Source organism: Parvibaculum sp., assembly GCF_040882025.1.
Taxonomy (GTDB): domain Bacteria; phylum Pseudomonadota; class Alphaproteobacteria; order Parvibaculales; family Parvibaculaceae; genus Parvibaculum.
This window is the reverse complement of the sequence record NZ_JBBECC010000152.1, coordinates 64,880-82,461: the sequence shown is the minus strand read 5'-3', so window position 1 is coordinate 82,461 and position 17,582 is coordinate 64,880. Positions and strand designations below refer to the sequence as shown.

Genomic DNA, 17,582 nt, shown 5'->3' with positions numbered 1-17,582 from the left:
CGGCCGGCACTTCGGCCTCGAAGCGGGCGACGTCGTGCTTTTCATCGGTCGCCGCGTAAAGATCGGTGCGGGCGCGGATGACGGGTTCGAGATCGCCCTCATAGTCTATGTCGTCGCCGGGGACGGGCATGTCCACCAGATCGCGGTGGCAGAAGACGGCGCTTTCGCCGGTTTCGGCCAGGATGATGAACTCATGGCTCATGTCGCCGCCGATGGGGCCGGTGTCGGCGGCCATCGGGATCGCCTTCAATCCCATGCGCTCGAAGCTGCGCAGATAGGCGACAAACATCTTGCGGTAGGCGCGCTGTGCGCTCTCGACGTCGAGGTCGAAGGAATAACCATCCTTCATCAGGAATTCACGGCCGCGCATGACGCCAAAGCGGGGGCGGATTTCATCGCGGAATTTCCACTGGATGTGGAAGAGGTTGCGCGGCAGGTCGCGATAGGACTTCACGGCACCCTTGAAGATGTCGGTGATGACTTCCTCGTTGGTCGGGCCGAAGAGCATGTCGCGCTCGTGGCGGTCCTTGATGCGCAGCATTTCGGGGCCGTAGGCATCGTAGCGGCCGGACTGGCGCCAGAGGTCGGCCGATTGCAGCGTCGGCATCAGGAGTTCGATGGCGCCGGCGCGGCACTGCTCGTCGCGGACGATCGCCTCGATCTTGCGCAGGACGGCGAGGCCCAGCGGCAGCCAGGCGTATATGCCGGCCGCCGTCTGACGGACCAGGCCGGCACGCAGCATCAGCCGGTGCGAGGGGATCTGCGCCTCGGCCGGGTTTTCCTTCAGGGTGGGCAAAAAATACTTCGAAAGGCGCATGATGACCTGACCGCGGGGCACAAGCCTTGCGGCGGCCGCCGAGGCTTCGATTGGGGGTCAAGTTTTAGGGGGTTGCGACCGGATTCGCAATGTCGGCGCCTGCTGCCGACTGGCGGCGCAAAAGGCCCTCCAGATATGCCCTTACATCGACCTCCGGTCCCTCGACGACGCCCCGGCCGGTGCGCGGGCCCCAGGGGCCGCGTTCCAGTTCCTCAATCGAATAACCCATGTCGACATCATAGGTGCGGTCGATCTGGTTGCGCAGGAAGCGCTGGGCGTCGTACCAGCGGGTCTTCAGTTCGCCGTCGCGGCAGCTCGCCAGTTCGTCGCCGGACGCACCCCAGCGGCGCTCGATGCATTGATAGGGATCGAAGGAGAGGTCGTAGAGGCGCGGGACGATGTCGTCGATGGTGAGCGTGACGGTGCGGCCGGCGGTGTTTTTGTAGTCGATGCGGCAGAGCTCATTCTGCTCGGCATAGGCGGCGAGGAGGTCGCCCGGCAGATCGCCACCGTCATAGACAAGGCGCGGCGCGTCGACCATGTCCATCTTGATGAAATCGACGATGTGATCATACATCTCCCTAAAGGCGGTCTTCAGGCGGGCATCGCGCGAGGGCGTCGAGTAAAGCTCCCAGACGCCGTCGGTGCCGTAGATGTTGTTCGGCAGGCGATGCGGCGGCGCCATGTTCTGGATGCCGCGAGCGGTCGAGATTTCGACCGCATGCTTGCGGGCGCGCAGATCGAAACAGACCGACTGCATCATGCCGCGCAATTCGGCGACCGGGTGATATTCGAGTTCGCCGACCGACATGCGGGCGCGCAGCCAGGTGTAGAAATCCATGCTCTCGCCATTCCAGAGCCATTGCGCGGTGCCCCAGGCGTAAGGATTGACGGGCGGGTTGCCGGTGTATTGTTCGAGCGAGAAATCATCGAGATCGGCATTCATGGCCGGCACGATGCGGCCGCCGACCAGCGCGCCGTTCGCCGCACGCGTGGCGCCGACGACTTCGATGGGACGGAACTTCTGAAAGATCGAGCCGAGCTGCGGGCCGGTGCGCAGGAATTCGCGGCCGAGAAAGGTGCGGCTCAGCGAATGATCGGGATGGGAGGAAAAGATCAGGATGCGGCCGCCCGTTTCGACGCGCCAGACCAGCGAGGCATGGCCATTGACGTCGTAGGCGATGGTGCCCGGGCGGATCGCGGCGCGGTCGAGGCGCGGCGAATAGGTGTCGGTGAACATGACCGGGTCGTCGATGGTCGCGTCGCGGCGGAACATCGCGGTCGAAACGTAATTGACGATGTTGTGGAGGATCGGCACGGCGGCGACGCCGCGCGCGGTGCGCGGTACGGAATCGCGGGCGACGATGGTGTTGCCTTCCAGCGAATAGCGAATGTCCGCACCCGGACCGTCGGCGGCGCGCATGGCCGACTGCCAGGCGAAGGGCAACCCGTTCTTCCAGGCGAAATAGGCGCGCAGGACATAAGGCATGTCGGCGCAGTCGGCGTAGAAGCGCGTGCGGGGATCGGTGTGGCGGTAGGGATTGGCCGGGCTTTTCAGGCACTCATCGAGCGTCCAGCAATCGGCGGCGCCGAGGCCGGCGACAAAATCCTCCCAGGCCTTTTCGTGGGTCTCGCTCCAGCGTTCCTCGGTGATGCGCCAGAGGCCGTCATTCGCGGCAGCGGCGGGTACCGCCAGCGAGACAAGCGCCGCGAAAAGGACGCACAAAGACAAAGTACCGGCCTTCCGGCCTGAAAAACGCATATCGCCGCCCCACCCTTTGACGCCTTGCCAGCCTGTGGGCGGGGGGTGCCGGTGTCAACAAGGGCCGGCGCGCGGCGGCGTCATTTCACCGGCTTGTGATGCAATCTTGCACAGGCTTCGGCAATGGCGTGGTTGGCGCCGGAGACATCCTCGCCGTCGATCGTCGTACGGCCGGTCGCCATGTCGATCTTCATGCGCGCAACAGTCATTTTCGTCGCCGAGTCGAAAGCCGGGTTGCGGCCCTCGAGCGGGTCGAGCGTCACGTCGAATTCGTAGACGGGGCGCGCGCCATAGCGATAGCCGCCTTCGAGGTCGGCGGGCGCCACGGCGCTGCCGTCGGCGGCGACGCCCGGCACATAGCCGGCGCCGCCATCGGAGGGCATATAAGCCGCGATGCGGGCGCAATCGGCTTGCGAGATATAGGCGATGCCCGCACCGGCCAGTTCTTCCTCGGCCGCTGCCGGCAACGGCAGAAGAAGGATCAGTGCCGCGATGACGATCTGTTTTCCCATGCTTCCATCCTGCCCGCCTTCGCCTTAAAGGAGTGTTGCGGGAAAAGACCGCCTGGGCAAACGGGATCGGGGGTGAGCGGATGAACCAGACAGGGAATGGCGGCGGACGGGGGATCGCCGAACGCCTGTTCGGCCTTCAGGGCCATGGGACCACTGTCAAAACCGAACTGCTGGCGGGCGGCACGACCTATCTCACCATGGCCTATATCGTCTTCGTCAATCCGGCGATCCTGGCGGCGGCGGGGATGGATTTCGGGGCGGTGTTCGTCGCGACCTGTCTGGCGGCGGCGGCGGGCTCCGCGATCATGGGGCTCTATGCGAACTACCCCGTCGCGCTCGCGCCCGGCATGGGGCTCAACGCCTATTTCGCCTTCTCGGTGGTGCCGGCATTCGGCGGCGACTGGCGGCTGGCGCTGGGCGGGGTTTTCCTGTCGGGGGTGCTCTTCTTCCTGCTGTCGGTTTCGCCGCTCAGGGAGCGGATGGTCAATGCGATCCCGCGCTCGCTGAAATACGGCATCGGCGCCGGTATCGGATTGTTCCTGGCGTTGATCGGATTGAAGAATGCCGGGATCGTGGTTGCCGATCCCGTGACGCTGGTGACGATGGGCGATGTGGCGGCGCCCGCCGCGCTGCTGGCGGCGGGCGGGTTCATGGTGCTGGTGGCGATGCAGGTGCGGCGCGTGCCGGGCGCGATCATGCTGACGGTGCTGGCCGTGACGGCGGTTGCCGTGGCGCTGGGGCTGCAGCCTTTCGAGGGGATCGCCGCGCTGCCGCCGTCGCTGGCGCCGACATTGCTGCAAATGAACGTGGCCGGCGCGGTGCAGGTCGGTTTCGTTACCATCGTGTTCGTCTTCCTGCTGGTCGATCTTCTCGACACGACCGGCACGCTGGTGAGCGTCGCGCAGCGCGCCGGCATGATGGATGCCGAGGGCAAGCTGCCGCGGCTCAGAAAAGCGATGGTGGCCGATTCCGCCGCCACCATGATCGGCGCGGCGCTCGGCACCTCGACCACCACGAGCTATATCGAGAGCGCGGCCGGTGTCGATGCCGGCGGGCGGACCGGGCTTGTCGCGGTCACGGTGGCGGTGCTGTTCGTCGCCAGCCTCTTCCTCGCGCCGCTGGCGGCGGCGGTGCCGCCCTACGCAACGGCGCCTGCGCTCGTCTTCATCGCCTGCCTGATGGCGCGCAGCCTGGCCGACATCGAATGGGCAGACATCAGCGAAACGGCGCCGGCCGTGGTGACCGCGATCGCCATTCCGCTGACCTTCTCGATCGCCGACGGGATCGGGCTCGGGCTCATCATCTATGCGGCGGTGAAGCTGCTGGCGGGACGCTGGCGCGAGATCAACGCGGCGGTCGCGATCCTTTCGGCGGCTTTCGCGTTCAAGCTGGCGCTGCAATGAAGCGGATGCCGGCGGCGGGTTTTTCGACCGGAAATTGCCCGAGTGCGTGACTCGGATTTGCGAAAATTGCCGGCAGGGGCAGATCGCGCGTGACACGTCGCCGCAGGGTGGCTATAGTCCCCTCCACAAAAAGGGGAATAAGCGCGGCAAGCGCGGCCCAGGTTTAGGGAGGAAACGCCGACTTTGTCCGCCGGAAACGGGCGGCAGAGGCGCGACAAGAGGGAACACTACCAGCAAGGCCGCGCAAGCGGACCTTGCTTTTTTTTGACCCAGGGACTGCTCAGTAGCTGTCGCTGAACTCGGGCATGAAGGGGATGCTGTCGAACGAGACCGGCTGGTAGACGATCAGCCAGGCGATGACGAGCCAGAGCGCGGCGGCGACAAGCGTGGTGATGGCCATTTTGCGCAGCAGGCGCGGCGCGACGGGGGCGCTTGGTTCGGTGCCGGCCGCGATTTCGCCCTCGTCGGCCTGAGCGCGAATTCCCCAGGGCAGGACCGCAAAGAGCGTGATCCACCAGACAACCAGATAAATCGCCAGACCGGCCGTCCAGTTCATTCGCTGCCCTCGCGGTTCAAGCCTGCTCCAGCTCGACCAGCGTGCCGTACAGGTCCTTCGGATGCAGGAAGACGACCGGCTTGCCATGGGCGCCGATGCGCGGCTTGCCCGTGCCGGTGATGGTGACGCCTTCGCCGTTCATCTTCTCGCAGGCCGCATCGATGTCGTCGACCTCGATGCAGATGTGGTGGATGCCGCCCTTCGGGTTCTTCGCGAGGAAACCGGCAATGGGCGAATTCTCGCCCAGCGGCTCCAGCAGTTCGATCTTGGTGTTGCCGAGATCGACGAAGACGGTCGTCACGCCGTGGTCCGGCTGGGCCACCGCGTCGGAGACCTTCGCATTGAACTTCTTGCGGTAAAGCTCGCCCGCCGCCCTGACGTCGGGGACGGCGATGGCAACATGATTGAGAGGTCCAAGCATCCGGATTTCCTGAGCCGTTGAATTCGAATGATCCATGTTTAGGCCGGTTTTCGGGCCTGAGCAAGGCGGGCAGCGGCGGCTCAGATGCGGGTGACGACAACCGCGACCTGGGGTTTCTTGCCCCATTCGCGCCGCAGGGCGCCGCGCACGGCCCGGCGCAGGAACTCGGCCACCGTGTCGTCGTCGCCGCGCCGCTTGGGCGGCAGACGGTCGAGCGCCTCGTCGAGCGCATCGAGCGCGCGGTCGTCGAAGCCGACGCCGTCGCCGTCCTCTTCCGGGAGGCCCATCAGGCGGACCTGCGGTTCGCCGCGGACCTGGCCCTTGCCGTCGAGCACGATGCTGACAAAGACCGAGCCCGCAAAGGCCAGGCGGCGGCGCTCCTGCACCGCGCCTTCGTCGGAGGCGGTCAGCACCTCGCCGTCGAGATAGATACGGCCCGAAGGTGCTTCGTCGACGATCTCGGCCGGGCCCGGCGCCAGGCGAACCATCAGGCCGTTGCGGATGACGACCTGCTGGGGCACCTGAAGTTCGCGGGCGAGCGCCGCATGTTCGGCGAGATGCCGCGCCTCGCCATGCACCGGAACCGAAATCTCAGGCCGGATCCATTGATACATGCGGGCCAGTTCGTCGCGGCAGGGATGGCCCGAGACATGGACGAAATGGTCCTTCTCGGTGATGACGCGAACGCCGCGCAGCGCCAGCGCGTTCTGCAGATCGAAGATCGAGGTTTCGTTGCCGGGAATGACGCGCGAGGAAAAGATCACGCAATCGCCCTTTTCGAGCACGATGTTGGGATGGCTGTCCTCGGCGATGCGGGCAAGCGCCGCGCGCGGCTCGCCCTGGCTGCCGGTACAGATGAAAAGCACCTTCTCACGCGGCAGATAGCCCGCATCGTGTTCGGTGAGGAAGGGCGGCAGGTCGTTCAGATAGCCCGCATCGCGCGCGGCGGCGACGACGCGATACATGGCGCGGCCGACCAGCACGGCGTGACGGTCGCAGGCCTCAGCCGCACGTGCGATGCTTTCGAGCCGCGCCGCATTGGAGGCAAATGTGGTGACGGCGACCCTGCCCTCCAGCGGCCGGATCAGTTCGATCAGGCTCGAGGCGACATCGGCTTCCGATCCCGAGACGCCGGGCGTGAAGACATTGGTCGAGTCGCAGACAATGGCGCGCACGCCTTCGTCGCCGATCTCGGTCAGGCGCGCGATGTCGATGTCGCCGCCAAGTACGGGGTCGGGGTCTATCTTCCAGTCGCCGGTATGCATCACGAGGCCGAGCGGCGTGCGTATCGCCAGCGCGTTCGGCTCGAGGATCGAATGGGTCAGCGTCACCAGTTCGATATCGAAAGGGCCAAGCTCGAAGCGATGGCCGAGCGGAATGATGTGCATCGGCACTTCGCTTTCGAGCCCCGCCTCGATCAGCTTGCCGCGCACCATGGTCGCCGTGAAGGGCGTTGCATAGATCGGGCAGCGCAAGCGCGGCCAGAGATGGGCAACAGCGCCGATGTGGTCCTCATGGGCATGCGTCAGCACGATTCCGAGCAGATCGTCGCGACGTTCTTCAATAAAGGCCGGATCGGGCATGATCAGATCGACGCCGGGGGTGCGATCGTCGCCGAAAGTGACGCCGAGATCGACCATGATCCAGCACCGGTCATTCTCCGGCCCGTAGCCATAGAGATTGAGGTTCATGCCGATCTCGCCGGACCCGCCAAGCGGCAGGAATATGAGTTCGTCGTCGGGATGCGGCGATGCGGGGGATTTGATCATGGCCCTAAACTAGTGCGTCGAAGCCGGAAAGAACACATCGCCCGCAGAGACAAGGCGGAGCGTGCCGTCGGCGAGGCGAAGCTGCAACGCGCCATCGGGCGCGAGCCCCTCGAAGGTGCCGTCGAAAGTCTCCTGTGACAGGCGGACGGTGAGGCGCTCGCCGAGACCGGCGGCACGTGTGAGCCAGGCTTCGCGAATGGCGGCAAAGCCCTGCACGCCGCGCCAGACGCCGAGCCAGCGCTCGAAGGAGGCCGCCAGCGCCGCCAGCGCCTCGTCGGGCGCGACCGGCGGCGCGCCGATGACGGGAAGCGAGGTTGCCGGGAATTCGACGCCTTCGGGATGTCCGGCGAGATTGACACCGATACCTATGGCGAGCCAAGCAACCTCGGCGCCGGCAACGCCGGAAGACTCAAGCAGAATGCCTGCAAGCTTGCGTCCGTCATGCAGGAGGTCATTCGGCCATTTCAGGCGAAGTCCACCACGCGCCGGCGGGGGCAGAAACGCCTCGACCGCGTCAAAAACGGCAACGGCGGCAACAAAGGACAGCTCGCCGGCCTGTCGGGGACCGCAGCGCGGGCGCAGATAGAGTGTGCCCATGAAGTTGCCCGGCGGCGAGACCCAGCTTCGGCCGCGCCGACCGCGGCCCGCCGTCTGTCGCTCGGCCACGATCCAGAGTGGACCTTCCGTACCCGCATCACCGAGGCGGCGCGCCTCTTCGTTGGTGCTGTCGATCTCGACGAAGCGGCGAAGCGCGACACCTGGGGGAAGGTCAACCATCTGCGCTCAAGGGAGCAGCGCGCCGACCGCAACTTGCGATGCGACGATCAACGGCGCCGGATAGACGAAGAAGAAGAGCGTGAAAACGCTCGAAATGCCGAGAATAGCCGTCAGCTCGGCAGGCATCGGCCGCACAAAGGCTTCGGCCGGCTCGTCGAAATACATGATCTTGACGATGCGCAGATAGTAGTAGGCGCCGACGACGCTCGACAGCACGCCGATGACGGCAAGGGCGTAGAGTTCGGTTTGCACCGCTGCCATGAAAACATAGAACTTCCCAAAAAAGCCCGCGAGCGGAGGGATGCCGGCCAGCGAGAACATCAACATGGCAAGCAGGAAGGCTACCATGGGCTGATTGCGCGAGAGACCGGCCAGATCGCCGATTGTTTCGACGTAGCCCTCCTCGCGGCGCATGAAGAGAATGCAGCAGAAGACGCCGGCATTCATGACCACATAGATGACCAGATAAATGAGAACGCCGCGCACGCCTTCCGGCGTTCCGGCTGCAAGGCCGACCAGCGCAAAGCCCATGTGGGAAATCGAGCTGTAAGCCATCAGGCGCTTGATGTTGGTCTGGCCGATGGCGGCGAAGGCGCCGAGGACCATCGAAGCGATCGAGATGAAAACGACTATCTGCTGCCATTCGGCCATCATGGAGGGGAAGGCACCAAAAAGAATGCGCAGGATCAACGCCATGGCGGCGACTTTTGGCGCACCGGCAAAGAAAGCGGTGACGGGCGTCGGCGCGCCCTCATAGACGTCGGGCGTCCACATGTGGAACGGGACCGCGGAGATCTTGAAAGCAAGGCCCGCCAGCACGAAGACAATGCCGAAGATGACGCCGATATTCGTGCCCTCGGCCGCCAGCACGGTGGCAATCGCCCCGAATTCGACGCTGCCGGTGAAGCCATAGACCAGCGAGGCGCCGTAGAGCAGCATGCCGGAAGCAAGCGCGCCGAGGACGAAATATTTGAGGCCTGCCTCGGAAGCACGGCCGCTGTCGCGATTGAAGGCCGCCACGACATAAAGCGCCAGACTTTGCAGTTCAAGACCGACGTAAAGCGCGATCAGGCTGTTGGCCGAGACCATCATGAACATGCCGAGCGTGGCCAGCACGATCAATACCGGAAACTCGAAGCGGTCCATGCCTTCGTGGCGGATATAGGAGAGCGACATCACCATGGCGGCGGCGGCAGCCAGCAGGATCAACAGCTTCATGAATCGCGTGAACCCATCGACAATAAACATGCCCCCGAAGGTGTGGATGGAGATACCCGGCTCGACGACCAGCAATGCGGCGACAAGCAGGAAGAGGCCGAGCGCGCCGTAGCTTGCCTCCCGTGCCGTACAGTCCTTGCGGAACGCGCCATACATCAGCAGCACCATGGCGCCGATAGCCATGAGAATTTCCGGAAATGCCGGCAGAAGCGGCGGGACAGCGGTCATTGCGGTTTCCATTTGCCGTTCTCCCTATCGGCCCGTGAAGAGGCCGGCGATGTGCGAGATCGCCCCTGCCCCTTCGGCCAGCCGATGTGCCTCAACGGCGGCATTGTAGTTCATCACCAGATTTTCGACCGACGCCGCCGTGACATTCATGATAGGCGCCGGATAGATGCCGAAGAAAAGCGTGACGGCAAAGAGCGGCGCCAGGGTCGCGACTTCACGGCGGTTCAGATCCGAAATTGTCTTGAGCGTGTCCTTTTCCAGCACGCCGAAGATGATGCGGCGATAGAGATAGAGCGCATAACCGGCCGCCAGAATGACGCCGGTGGCGGCGATGGCGCCGACCCAGGTGTTGACCTTGAAGGCGCCAATAATGGTCAGGAACTCGCCCACAAACCCGCTGGTTCCCGGGAGACCGACATTGGCCATGGTGAAGACCATGAAGGCGAGCGCGTAGATCGGCATGCGGTTGACGAGGCCGTCATAGGCCGAAATCTCACGCGTGTGCATGCGGTCGTAGATAACGCCGACACAAAGAAAGAGCGCCCCCGATACCCAACCGTGGCTGAGCATCTGGAAGATGCCGCCCTGCACGCCCTGCTGGTTGGCGGCGAAGATGCCCATGGTCACGAAGCCCATATGGGCGACCGAGGAATAAGCGATCAGTTTCTTCATGTCCTCCTGCACCAACGCGACCAGCGAGGTGTAGACGATGGCGATGAGACTGAGGCCAAAAACCAGCCAGGCGAGGTCGGCAGAGGCCACCGGGAACATCGGCAGCGAGAAACGCAGGAAGCCATAGCCGCCCATTTTCAGAAGGATGCCGGCCAAAATAACCGAACCAGCCGTCGGCGCTTCAACATGCGCGTCGGGCAACCATGTGTGCACCGGCCACATCGGCATCTTGACCGCGAAAGACGCGAAGAAAGCCAGCCAGAGCCAGAATTGCATGTCGGCCGGAAAGTCGTGCGCCAGCAGCGCGGGAATGCTGGTGGTGCCGGCGTGCCAGTACATCGCCATGATGGCGAGCAGCATCAGGACCGAACCCGCCAATGTGTAGAGAAAGAACTTGAAGGTCGCATAGATGCGTCGCTTGCCGCCCCAGACACCGATGATCAGAAACATCGGTATCAGGCCGCCCTCGAAGAAAAGATAGAAGAGCACCAGATCGAGCGCGCAGAAAACGCCGATCATCAGCGTTTCGAGCACGAGAAAGGCGATCATGTATTCCTTGACGCGCGTGTCGATCGAGGTCCAGCTCGCCAGAATACAGGCCGGCATCAGGAAGGCCGTCAGGACGACGAACAACACCGAGATGCCGTCGACGCCCATGTGGTAGTCGATCGCGCCGCCGAGCCATTCGGATTGCTGCACAAACTGGAAATCGGCCGTCGTCGGATCGAACTGTGTCCAGATATAAAGCGAGAGAACGAAGGTAACGGCGGTGGTCCAGAGCGCCACATAGCGCGCATTGCGGGCAACCGCAGCTTCCTCGCCGCGCACCGTCAGAATGATCAGTGCGCCAACAAGCGGGAGGAACGTGACCAGCGAAAGAATATAGCCGTCGGCCATCAGAGTGCTCCTCCGAGCATGAACCAGGTCACCAGGCCGGCAACGCCGAGCAGCATGACGAAGGCATAGTGGTAGAGATAGCCGCTCTGCAAGCGAACGACGCCGCGTGTGATGTCGAGGACGCGGGCCGAGATGCCGTCCGGACCCCAGCCATCGATGATGTGGCCATCACCCTGCTTCCAGAAAAGGCGGCCAAGCCAGAAAGCCGGACGGACGAAGAGGAAGTCGTAGATTTCGTCGAAATACCACTTGTTGAGCAGGAAGTTGTAGAGCGGCTCCTGCGTGCGGGCGAGCTGCTTCGGAATGTCAGGCCGGGCGATATAGAAAAGCCATGCAGTGGCGAAGCCGACAATCATCATCAGCGTCGGCACGAAGGGTACCCAGTCGGGCACTTCATGCATGGCGTGCATGATGTGGTTCTCGGCGCCGCGATAGATCGACTCGAGCCAGAATGCTTCGTAGGCATGGCCGATGAAAAGCGGCGCAAAGAGGAAACCGGCCCCCAGCGCACCGACCGCCAGGATGAACAAGGGTATCAGCATGACCAGTGGCGACTCATGCACGTGGGAAAGCGTCTCGTTGGATGCGCGGGACTCGCCATGGAACGTCATGAAAATCAGGCGCCACGAATAGAATGACGTCAGCAGTGCCGCCACCACGGTAAGCGCGAAGGCATACATGTGCGCCGGGTTGTGACCAGCAAAAGCTGCCTCGATGACTGCGTCTTTTGAATAGTAGCCGGCCGTAAAGGGGAAACCCGTCAGCGCCAGCGTGCCAATGACCATCATTAACCAGGTGATCGGGATCATCTTGTAAAGGCCGCCCATCTTGCGCATGTCCTGCTCGTCACTCATCGCGTGGATGACGGAACCGGAGCCGAGGAACAACAGCGCCTTGAAAAAGGCATGCGTGAAGAGGTGGAAAATCGCCACTTCGTAGGCGCCAACGCCGATGGCGACAAACATGTAACCGAGCTGCGAACATGTCGAATAGGCGATGACGCGCTTGATATCGTTCTGGACAAGGCCGACCGTGGCGGCGAAGAAAGCCGTCGTCGCACCGATGACCGTCACAACGGTGAGCGCATAGGGCGAAAACTCGAAGACGGGCGACATCCGCGCCAGCAGGAAGACGCCAGCTGTGACCATGGTCGCCGCGTGGATCAGCGCCGAGACGGGCGTCGGGCCTTCCATCGCGTCCGGCAGCCATGTGTGCAGGAAGAACTGCGCCGACTTGCCCATGGCGCCCATGAAGAGCAGCAGACAGGCGGTGGTGACGACCGGTACGTCGTAGCCCAGGAAATAGAAAGTCTCGTCGGCGATTTCCGGGATGGCCTTGAAGACCGTATCGAAATCGACCGAGCCGATCGTCAGGAACAGAGTTGCGATACCCAGGATCAGACCGAAATCGCCAATGCGGTTGACGACAAAGGCCTTGATGGCCGCCGCATTGGCACTGGGGCGCTGATACCAGAAGCCGATCAACAAGTAGGACGCGAGACCTACGCCTTCCCAGCCGAAGAAGAGCTGCACGAAATTGTCGGCCGTGACCAGCATCAACATGGCGAAAGTAAAGAGCGACAGATAAGCGAAGAAACGCGGCTGATGCGGATCATGGCTCATATAGCCGACCGAATAGATATGCACGAGCGCCGATACGACATTGACGACGACGAGCATCACCGCGGTCAACGTATCGATACGCAACCGCCAGTCGGCTTCGAAGCCGCCGGAATTGATGAAAGTCAGAACCTGAATGCGGGAAGTCTCACCGCCGAGGCCAACCGAGACCAGGGCGACAACCGAAAGAAGCGCCGAAACGACCAGCAAACCCGACGTTACGATCTGCGCGCCGCGCGGGCCGAGCCACGGGCCGAAAATACCGGCAATCAGAAAGCCTAAAAGCGGCAGGAAGACGATGGCCGAATACATTCGTCCTTACCCCTTCATCACGTTGATGTCCTCAACCGCGATCGAACCGCGGTTGCGGAAGTAGACGACCAGAATGGCGAGACCGATGGCGGCTTCGGCCGCGGCGACCGTCAGAACGAAGAGCGCGAAAACCTGTCCCACGAGATCACCCAGATGGGCGGAGAAGGCGACCAGATTGATATTGACAGCAAGCAACATCAGCTCGATCGACATCAGAATGACGATGACATTCTTCCTGTTGAGGAAAATACCGAAGATACCGAGCGTGAACAGGATCGCCGCCACGGTCAGATAGTGTTCGAGGCCGATTGCCATTCTCTATCTCCTGCCCCTTGCGCAATGTGCACAGGGGGTCAGTCCCCTCTTCTTTCGTTGCGTCCCTCAGAGACCCTGACCGGGCTCGACATTCTTCAATTCGACGGCCTGTTCGCGCGTCCGCCCGACCTGGTTCGCTATGACCTGGCGTTTCACATTCGGTTTGTGGCGCAACGTCAGCACGATGGCACCAATCATCGCGACCAGCAGGATCAGACCCGCCGCCTGGAACAGATAGGCATATTGCGTGTAGATGAGTTGACCGAGGGCCCGCGTGTTGTGCACGTCGGCAATCGCCGGCGCCGGCGCCGCCGCCATCCCCGCCGCCTCAGGCGAAATTATCCACGCGCCGAGAACCAGCAGCAATTCGACCAGAAGGATCAGGCCGACAAGTGCGCCGATGGGCAGATATTGCAGATAGCCCTCGCGCAGAACCCGGAAATCGATGTCGAGCATCATCACGACAAACAGGAAGAGCACCGCAACGGCGCCGACATAGACGATGACGAGGATCAAGGCGAGAAACTCCGCGCCGAGCAACACGAACAGTGCGGCGGAATTGAAGAAAGCCAGGATCAGGAACAGTACCGAATGAACGGGATTGCGCGCCGCGATCACCATGAAGCCCGCGGCGATGGTTATCGCAGCGAAAAGATAAAACGCGATGGCGGTGGCAATCATATGGACCCCTCGTCCCCTCGACGATCTTCGTTCAGCGGTAAGGCGCGTCGAGCGCAATGCTCGTCGCGATCTCGCGTTCCCAACGGTCGCCATTGGCCAGCAACCGGTCCTTGTCGTACATCAGCTCTTCGCGGGTTTCAGTCGCGAATTCGAAATTCGGCCCTTCGACAATCGCATCGACGGGACACGCCTCCTGGCAGAGACCGCAATAGATACACTTCGTCATGTCGATGTCGTAACGCGTGGTGCGGCGCGTACCGTCGTTGCGGCGCGGGCCGGCTTCGATGGTAATGGCGAGCGCCGGGCAGATCGCCTCGCACAGTTTGCAGGCAATGCAACGCTCTTCGCCGTTGGGATAACGACGCAGCGCATGCTCGCCGCGGAAGCGCGGGCTCAAAGGACCTTTTTCAAACGGGTAGTTGAGCGTCACTTTGGGTTTGAAGAAATAGCGCATCGCGAGCACGAAGCTCGACACGAACTCCGCGAGAAAGAGCGACCGCGCCGTTTGATCCAGCCAGGCCATTTCTCAGTCCTTTCCCGTATGTGTCATCGTGACCACCTCAATGCTGCGGCACGATGTCGAAGCCGACCAGTACACCTGCGGTCAGCACAACCCAGAAGAGCGAGAACGGCAGAAAAACCTTCCAGCCGAGACGCATCAACTGATCGTAGCGGTAGCGCGGCACGAAGGCCTTCACCATTGCGAACATGAAGAAGACAAAGAAGACCTTCAGCAGAAACCAGACGATGCCGGGCACCCAGTTGAACGGCGCTATGTCGAAGGGCGGGAGCCAGCCGCCGAGGAACAGGATCGTTGTCATGGCGCACATCAGCAGGATCGACACATATTCGCCGAGCATGAACATCATATAGGCCGTCGAGGAGTACTCGACCATGAAGCCGGCGACGAGTTCGGATTCCGCTTCCACCAGATCGAAGGGCGGGCGGTTGGTCTCGGCCAGCGCCGAGATGAAGAAGATCGCGAACATCGGCAGATGCGGGATGAAATACCAGACGGTCCGCTGCGCTTCGACGATGGCGGTGAGGTTCAACGAACCGGCAGTCAACAAAACGGTGACGATGACAAAGCCGATGGAAACCTCGTAGGAGACCATTTGCGCCGCCGCGCGCAGGGCCGACAGGAACGGGTATTTCGAATTCGACGCCCAGCCGGCCATGATGACGCCATACACGCCGAGCGAGGAAATCGCGAAGATGTAGAGGACGCCGACATTGATGTTGGAGATGACGATGCCGGCGTCGAACGGAATGACGACCCATGCCGACAATGCCAGGGTGACCGTCACCAATGGCGCCAGCAGAAAGACACCCTTGTTGGCGCCGGCCGGGATTACGATTTCCTTGAAAACGAATTTCAGCAGGTCGGCGAAAGATTGCAACAAGCCGAAGGCACCGACCACGTTGGGTCCGCGGCGAAGCTGTACCGCCGCCCAGATCTTGCGATCGGCGAGCAGCACATAAGCCGTGACCAGCAGGATCGCCACGATCAACGCCAGCGATTGTGCGACGATGATGGCGAGGGGGATGCCGTAAATCAGAAATTCGGTCATGCCGTCCTCACTCCGCCGCCTGGACGCGAGCGCCCGGCCGTTCTGCCGAACAACGCGCCATGACGGCGCTTGCGCGCGCGATCGGGTTTGTCAGGTAAAAATCCTTTACCGGCGTTTCGAACGGTGACGCATCGAGTTCGCCAGAGGGAAGATCGGGCAGCGAGCCGGCCGATACGACCGCGTCGATCTCGGCAAAGTGCGGTGCGTCTGCCGTCATCGCCTCACGCAGCGCGGTGAGATCGTCATAAGGCAGCGCGCGGCCGAGAACGGCGGAAAGGGCACGCAGGATCGTCCAGTCCTCTCGCGCGGCGCCGGGCGGAAAAACCGACCGCCTGCCAAGTTGCATGCGCCCCTCGGTGTTGACCCAGGTCGCATTCTTCTCGGTGTAAGTCGCGCCCGGCAGGATCACGTCGGCCCGATGTGCACCGGCATCGCCATGTGTACCCTGATAGACGACAAAGGCGGAACCGAGACGCGACATGTCGATTTCGTCGGCGGCGAGGAGATGTACAAACTCGATGTCGCCCCGGGACGCGCCGTCGAGAATACCCTCAACGTCGCGACCGCCCGCACCCGGCACAAGCCCGAGATCGAGTCCGGCGACGCGTGCCGCCGCCGTGTGGAGAACGTTGAAGCCGTTCCAGCCATCGCGGACAATGTTGGCCGACTTCGCCAGCGCTGTAGCCGAAGCGAGCACAGCCGCACCATCCTTGCGAGCCAGAGCGCCCTGGCCGATCACGATCATCGGGTTGGATGCGTTTTTCAACGTGCCAGCAAAGGCACCGAGGTCCTTCAGCGACTGCGGACCGGCCCCGAGATAATCGTAGTCATAAGTGAGATCGACGCGCGGCCCAACGACACCCACTTTCAGGCCGCCGGCACGGGCGCGTTTCAGAATACGCGCATTGAGAACCGGCGCCTCCTTGCGCGGATCGGTTCCGATCAGCAAGATTACGTCCGCCTCTTCGATGCCAGCAATGGTGGTGTTGAAAATGTAGGAAGCGCGCGACGATGCGTCGAGCTTCGCGCCGTCCTGCCGGCAATCGATGTTCGGCGACCCGAGCCCCACATAAAGGTCTTTCAGCGCCTTCATGGATTCAGCACAGGCGAGATCGCCGGCGATGGCGGCAATGCGCTCGCCCTTCACACCTTCGAGACGCGTGGCAATAGCGGCGAAAGTCTCGTCCCAGCTTGCGGCGTGCAGCCGGCCGTTCTCGCGTATATAGGGTGTATCGAGGCGTTGAGACTTGAGGCCGTCCCAAACGAAACGGGTCTTGTCGGAAATCCACTCCTCGTTCACCTCTTCATTGAGGCGGGGCAGAATGCGCATCACTTCGGGGCCCCGCGCGTCGACGCGGATGTTCGATCCAACAGCGTCCATCACATCGACGGATTCCGTTTTGCGCAATTCCCATGGACGCGCCGTATAGGCGAAAGGATGGAAGGTCAGCGCGCCAACCGGACAGAGATCGACGACGTTTGCCGACAGTTCCGAGGTGAGTGCGTGTTCGAGGTAGGTCGTGATTTCCATGTCCTCGCCGCGGCCGATCGCACCAAGCTCCGGCACGCCGGCCACTTCGGTCGAAAACCGGATGCAACGCGTGCAATGGATGCAGCGGTTCATGATCGTCTTGACCAACGGACCCATATACTTGTCTTCGACGGCGCGCTTGTTTTCGACGAAACGCGAGCCGTCGACGCCGTAAGCCATCGCCTGATCCTGCAGGTCGCATTCACCGCCCTGATCGCAGATCGGGCAATCGAGCGGGTGGTTGATCAGCAGAAATTCCATCACACCTTCGCGGGCGCGCTTCACTTGTTCGGTTCTGGTGTGGACGACCATGCCCTCGCCGGCCGGCATGGCGCAGGAGGCCACGGGCTTCGGCGATTTTTCAACTTCGACCAGGCACATCCGGCAATTGCCGGCAATCGACAGGCGCTCGTGGTAGCAGAAGCGTGGAATTTCCGCGCCCGCTTCCTCGCAGGCTTGCAACAGCGTGGCGCCGTTTTCGACCTCGACCTCGATATCGTCGACGATAAGTTTTGGCATGC

General features: G+C 62.5%; 16 protein-coding genes. 1 reads left to right on the top strand and 15 read right to left on the bottom strand.

From position 1 onward, the window contains the following. The 3 genes from proS to WEB61_RS11180 form a co-directional block, all read right to left on the bottom strand. Window positions 1-817, bottom strand: an 817-nt coding sequence (proS, locus tag WEB61_RS11190; protein ID WP_368064414.1) for a proline--tRNA ligase, incomplete at its 3' end; no start/stop codon positions are given. A 64-nt stretch (window positions 818-881) separates the two neighbouring features. Further along, window positions 882-2,549: a hypothetical protein gene (locus tag WEB61_RS11185; protein ID WP_368064413.1), complete on the bottom strand. Its 1,668-nt coding sequence runs from the start codon at window positions 2,547-2,549 to the stop codon at window positions 882-884. A gap of 110 nt (window positions 2,550-2,659) precedes the next feature. After that, entirely contained in the window at window positions 2,660-3,091 is a 432-nt protein-coding gene (locus tag WEB61_RS11180) for a hypothetical protein (protein ID WP_368064412.1), read from the bottom strand. A gap of 113 nt (window positions 3,092-3,204) precedes the next feature. On the opposite strand from WEB61_RS11180, the gene WEB61_RS11175 reads away from it, so the two are divergent. Further along, entirely contained in the window at window positions 3,205-4,494 is a 1,290-nt protein-coding gene (locus WEB61_RS11175; protein WP_368064418.1) for an NCS2 family permease, read from the top strand. 280 nt (window positions 4,495-4,774) lie between these two features. Here the strand turns inward: WEB61_RS11175 and WEB61_RS11170 are convergent, their stop codons facing one another. The 12 genes from WEB61_RS11170 to nuoG all read right to left on the bottom strand — a co-directional run bounded on the left by WEB61_RS11170 (window position 4,775) and on the right by nuoG (window position 17,580). Then, complete coding sequence (locus WEB61_RS11170; protein ID WP_368064411.1) at window positions 4,775-5,050, bottom strand: DUF1467 family protein; 276 nt, start codon at window positions 5,048-5,050, stop codon at window positions 4,775-4,777. A gap of 16 nt (window positions 5,051-5,066) precedes the next feature. Then, window positions 5,067-5,471: a methylmalonyl-CoA epimerase gene (gene mce / locus WEB61_RS11165; protein WP_368064410.1), complete on the bottom strand. Its 405-nt coding sequence runs from the start codon at window positions 5,469-5,471 to the stop codon at window positions 5,067-5,069. An 80-nt stretch (window positions 5,472-5,551) separates the two neighbouring features. After that, window positions 5,552-7,240, bottom strand: a complete 1,689-nt coding sequence (locus WEB61_RS11160) for a ribonuclease J (RefSeq protein ID WP_368064409.1) — start codon at window positions 7,238-7,240, stop codon at window positions 5,552-5,554. A gap of 9 nt (window positions 7,241-7,249) precedes the next feature. Then, window positions 7,250-8,017, bottom strand: a complete 768-nt coding sequence (locus WEB61_RS11155) for a biotin--[acetyl-CoA-carboxylase] ligase (RefSeq protein ID WP_368064408.1) — start codon at window positions 8,015-8,017, stop codon at window positions 7,250-7,252. Between the two features lie 6 nt (window positions 8,018-8,023). Then, window positions 8,024-9,463: an NADH-quinone oxidoreductase subunit NuoN gene (gene nuoN, locus WEB61_RS11150; protein WP_368064407.1), complete on the bottom strand. Its 1,440-nt coding sequence runs from the start codon at window positions 9,461-9,463 to the stop codon at window positions 8,024-8,026. A 24-nt stretch (window positions 9,464-9,487) separates the two neighbouring features. Next, entirely contained in the window at window positions 9,488-11,032 is a 1,545-nt protein-coding gene (locus WEB61_RS11145) for an NADH-quinone oxidoreductase subunit M (protein ID WP_368064406.1), read from the bottom strand. Next, on the bottom strand, window positions 11,032-12,963 hold the full coding sequence (nuoL, locus tag WEB61_RS11140) for an NADH-quinone oxidoreductase subunit L (RefSeq protein WP_368064405.1): 1,932 nt from the start codon (window positions 12,961-12,963) through the stop codon (window positions 11,032-11,034). Before nuoL ends, WEB61_RS11145 begins: the two co-directional genes overlap by 1 nt. Window positions 12,964-12,969: 6 nt before the next feature. Beyond that, window positions 12,970-13,278: an NADH-quinone oxidoreductase subunit NuoK gene (gene nuoK / locus WEB61_RS11135; RefSeq protein WP_304735963.1), complete on the bottom strand. Its 309-nt coding sequence runs from the start codon at window positions 13,276-13,278 to the stop codon at window positions 12,970-12,972. A gap of 66 nt (window positions 13,279-13,344) precedes the next feature. Then, window positions 13,345-13,959, bottom strand: coding sequence for an NADH-quinone oxidoreductase subunit J (locus tag WEB61_RS11130; protein WP_368064404.1), 615 nt, complete (start codon window positions 13,957-13,959; stop codon window positions 13,345-13,347). Between the two features lie 31 nt (window positions 13,960-13,990). Further along, window positions 13,991-14,482, bottom strand: a complete 492-nt coding sequence (gene nuoI, locus WEB61_RS11125; protein WP_368064403.1) for an NADH-quinone oxidoreductase subunit NuoI — start codon at window positions 14,480-14,482, stop codon at window positions 13,991-13,993. Window positions 14,483-14,519: 37 nt separating this feature from the next. Next, window positions 14,520-15,530: an NADH-quinone oxidoreductase subunit NuoH gene (nuoH, locus tag WEB61_RS11120; protein WP_368064402.1), complete on the bottom strand. Its 1,011-nt coding sequence runs from the start codon at window positions 15,528-15,530 to the stop codon at window positions 14,520-14,522. Window positions 15,531-15,537: 7 nt separating this feature from the next. After that, on the bottom strand, window positions 15,538-17,580 hold the full coding sequence (gene nuoG / locus WEB61_RS11115) for an NADH-quinone oxidoreductase subunit NuoG (protein ID WP_368064401.1): 2,043 nt from the start codon (window positions 17,578-17,580) through the stop codon (window positions 15,538-15,540). Window positions 17,581-17,582 lie beyond the last annotated feature (2 nt).

Coding starts and splice junctions, on each gene's coding strand:
- WEB61_RS11180 (WP_368064412.1), bottom strand. CDS start 3,091: ATGGGAAAACAGATCGTCATCGCGGCACTGATCCTTCTTCTGCCGTTG.
- WEB61_RS11170 (WP_368064411.1), bottom strand. CDS start 5,050: ATGAACTGGACGGCCGGTCTGGCGATTTATCTGGTTGTCTGGTGGATC.
- mce (WP_368064410.1), bottom strand. CDS start 5,471: ATGCTTGGACCTCTCAATCATGTTGCCATCGCCGTCCCCGACGTCAGG.
- WEB61_RS11160 (WP_368064409.1), bottom strand. CDS start 7,240: ATGATCAAATCCCCCGCATCGCCGCATCCCGACGACGAACTCATATTC.
- WEB61_RS11155 (WP_368064408.1), bottom strand. CDS start 8,017: ATGGTTGACCTTCCCCCAGGTGTCGCGCTTCGCCGCTTCGTCGAGATC.
- nuoN (WP_368064407.1), bottom strand. CDS start 9,463: ATGACCGCTGTCCCGCCGCTTCTGCCGGCATTTCCGGAAATTCTCATG.
- WEB61_RS11145 (WP_368064406.1), bottom strand. CDS start 11,032: ATGGCCGACGGCTATATTCTTTCGCTGGTCACGTTCCTCCCGCTTGTT.
- nuoL (WP_368064405.1), bottom strand. CDS start 12,963: ATGTATTCGGCCATCGTCTTCCTGCCGCTTTTAGGCTTTCTGATTGCC.
- nuoK (WP_304735963.1), bottom strand. CDS start 13,278: ATGGCAATCGGCCTCGAACACTATCTGACCGTGGCGGCGATCCTGTTC.
- WEB61_RS11130 (WP_368064404.1), bottom strand. CDS start 13,959: ATGATTGCCACCGCCATCGCGTTTTATCTTTTCGCTGCGATAACCATC.
- nuoI (WP_368064403.1), bottom strand. CDS start 14,482: ATGGCCTGGCTGGATCAAACGGCGCGGTCGCTCTTTCTCGCGGAGTTC.
- nuoH (WP_368064402.1), bottom strand. CDS start 15,530: ATGACCGAATTTCTGATTTACGGCATCCCCCTCGCCATCATCGTCGCA.
- nuoG (WP_368064401.1), bottom strand. CDS start 17,580: ATGCCAAAACTTATCGTCGACGATATCGAGGTCGAGGTCGAAAACGGC.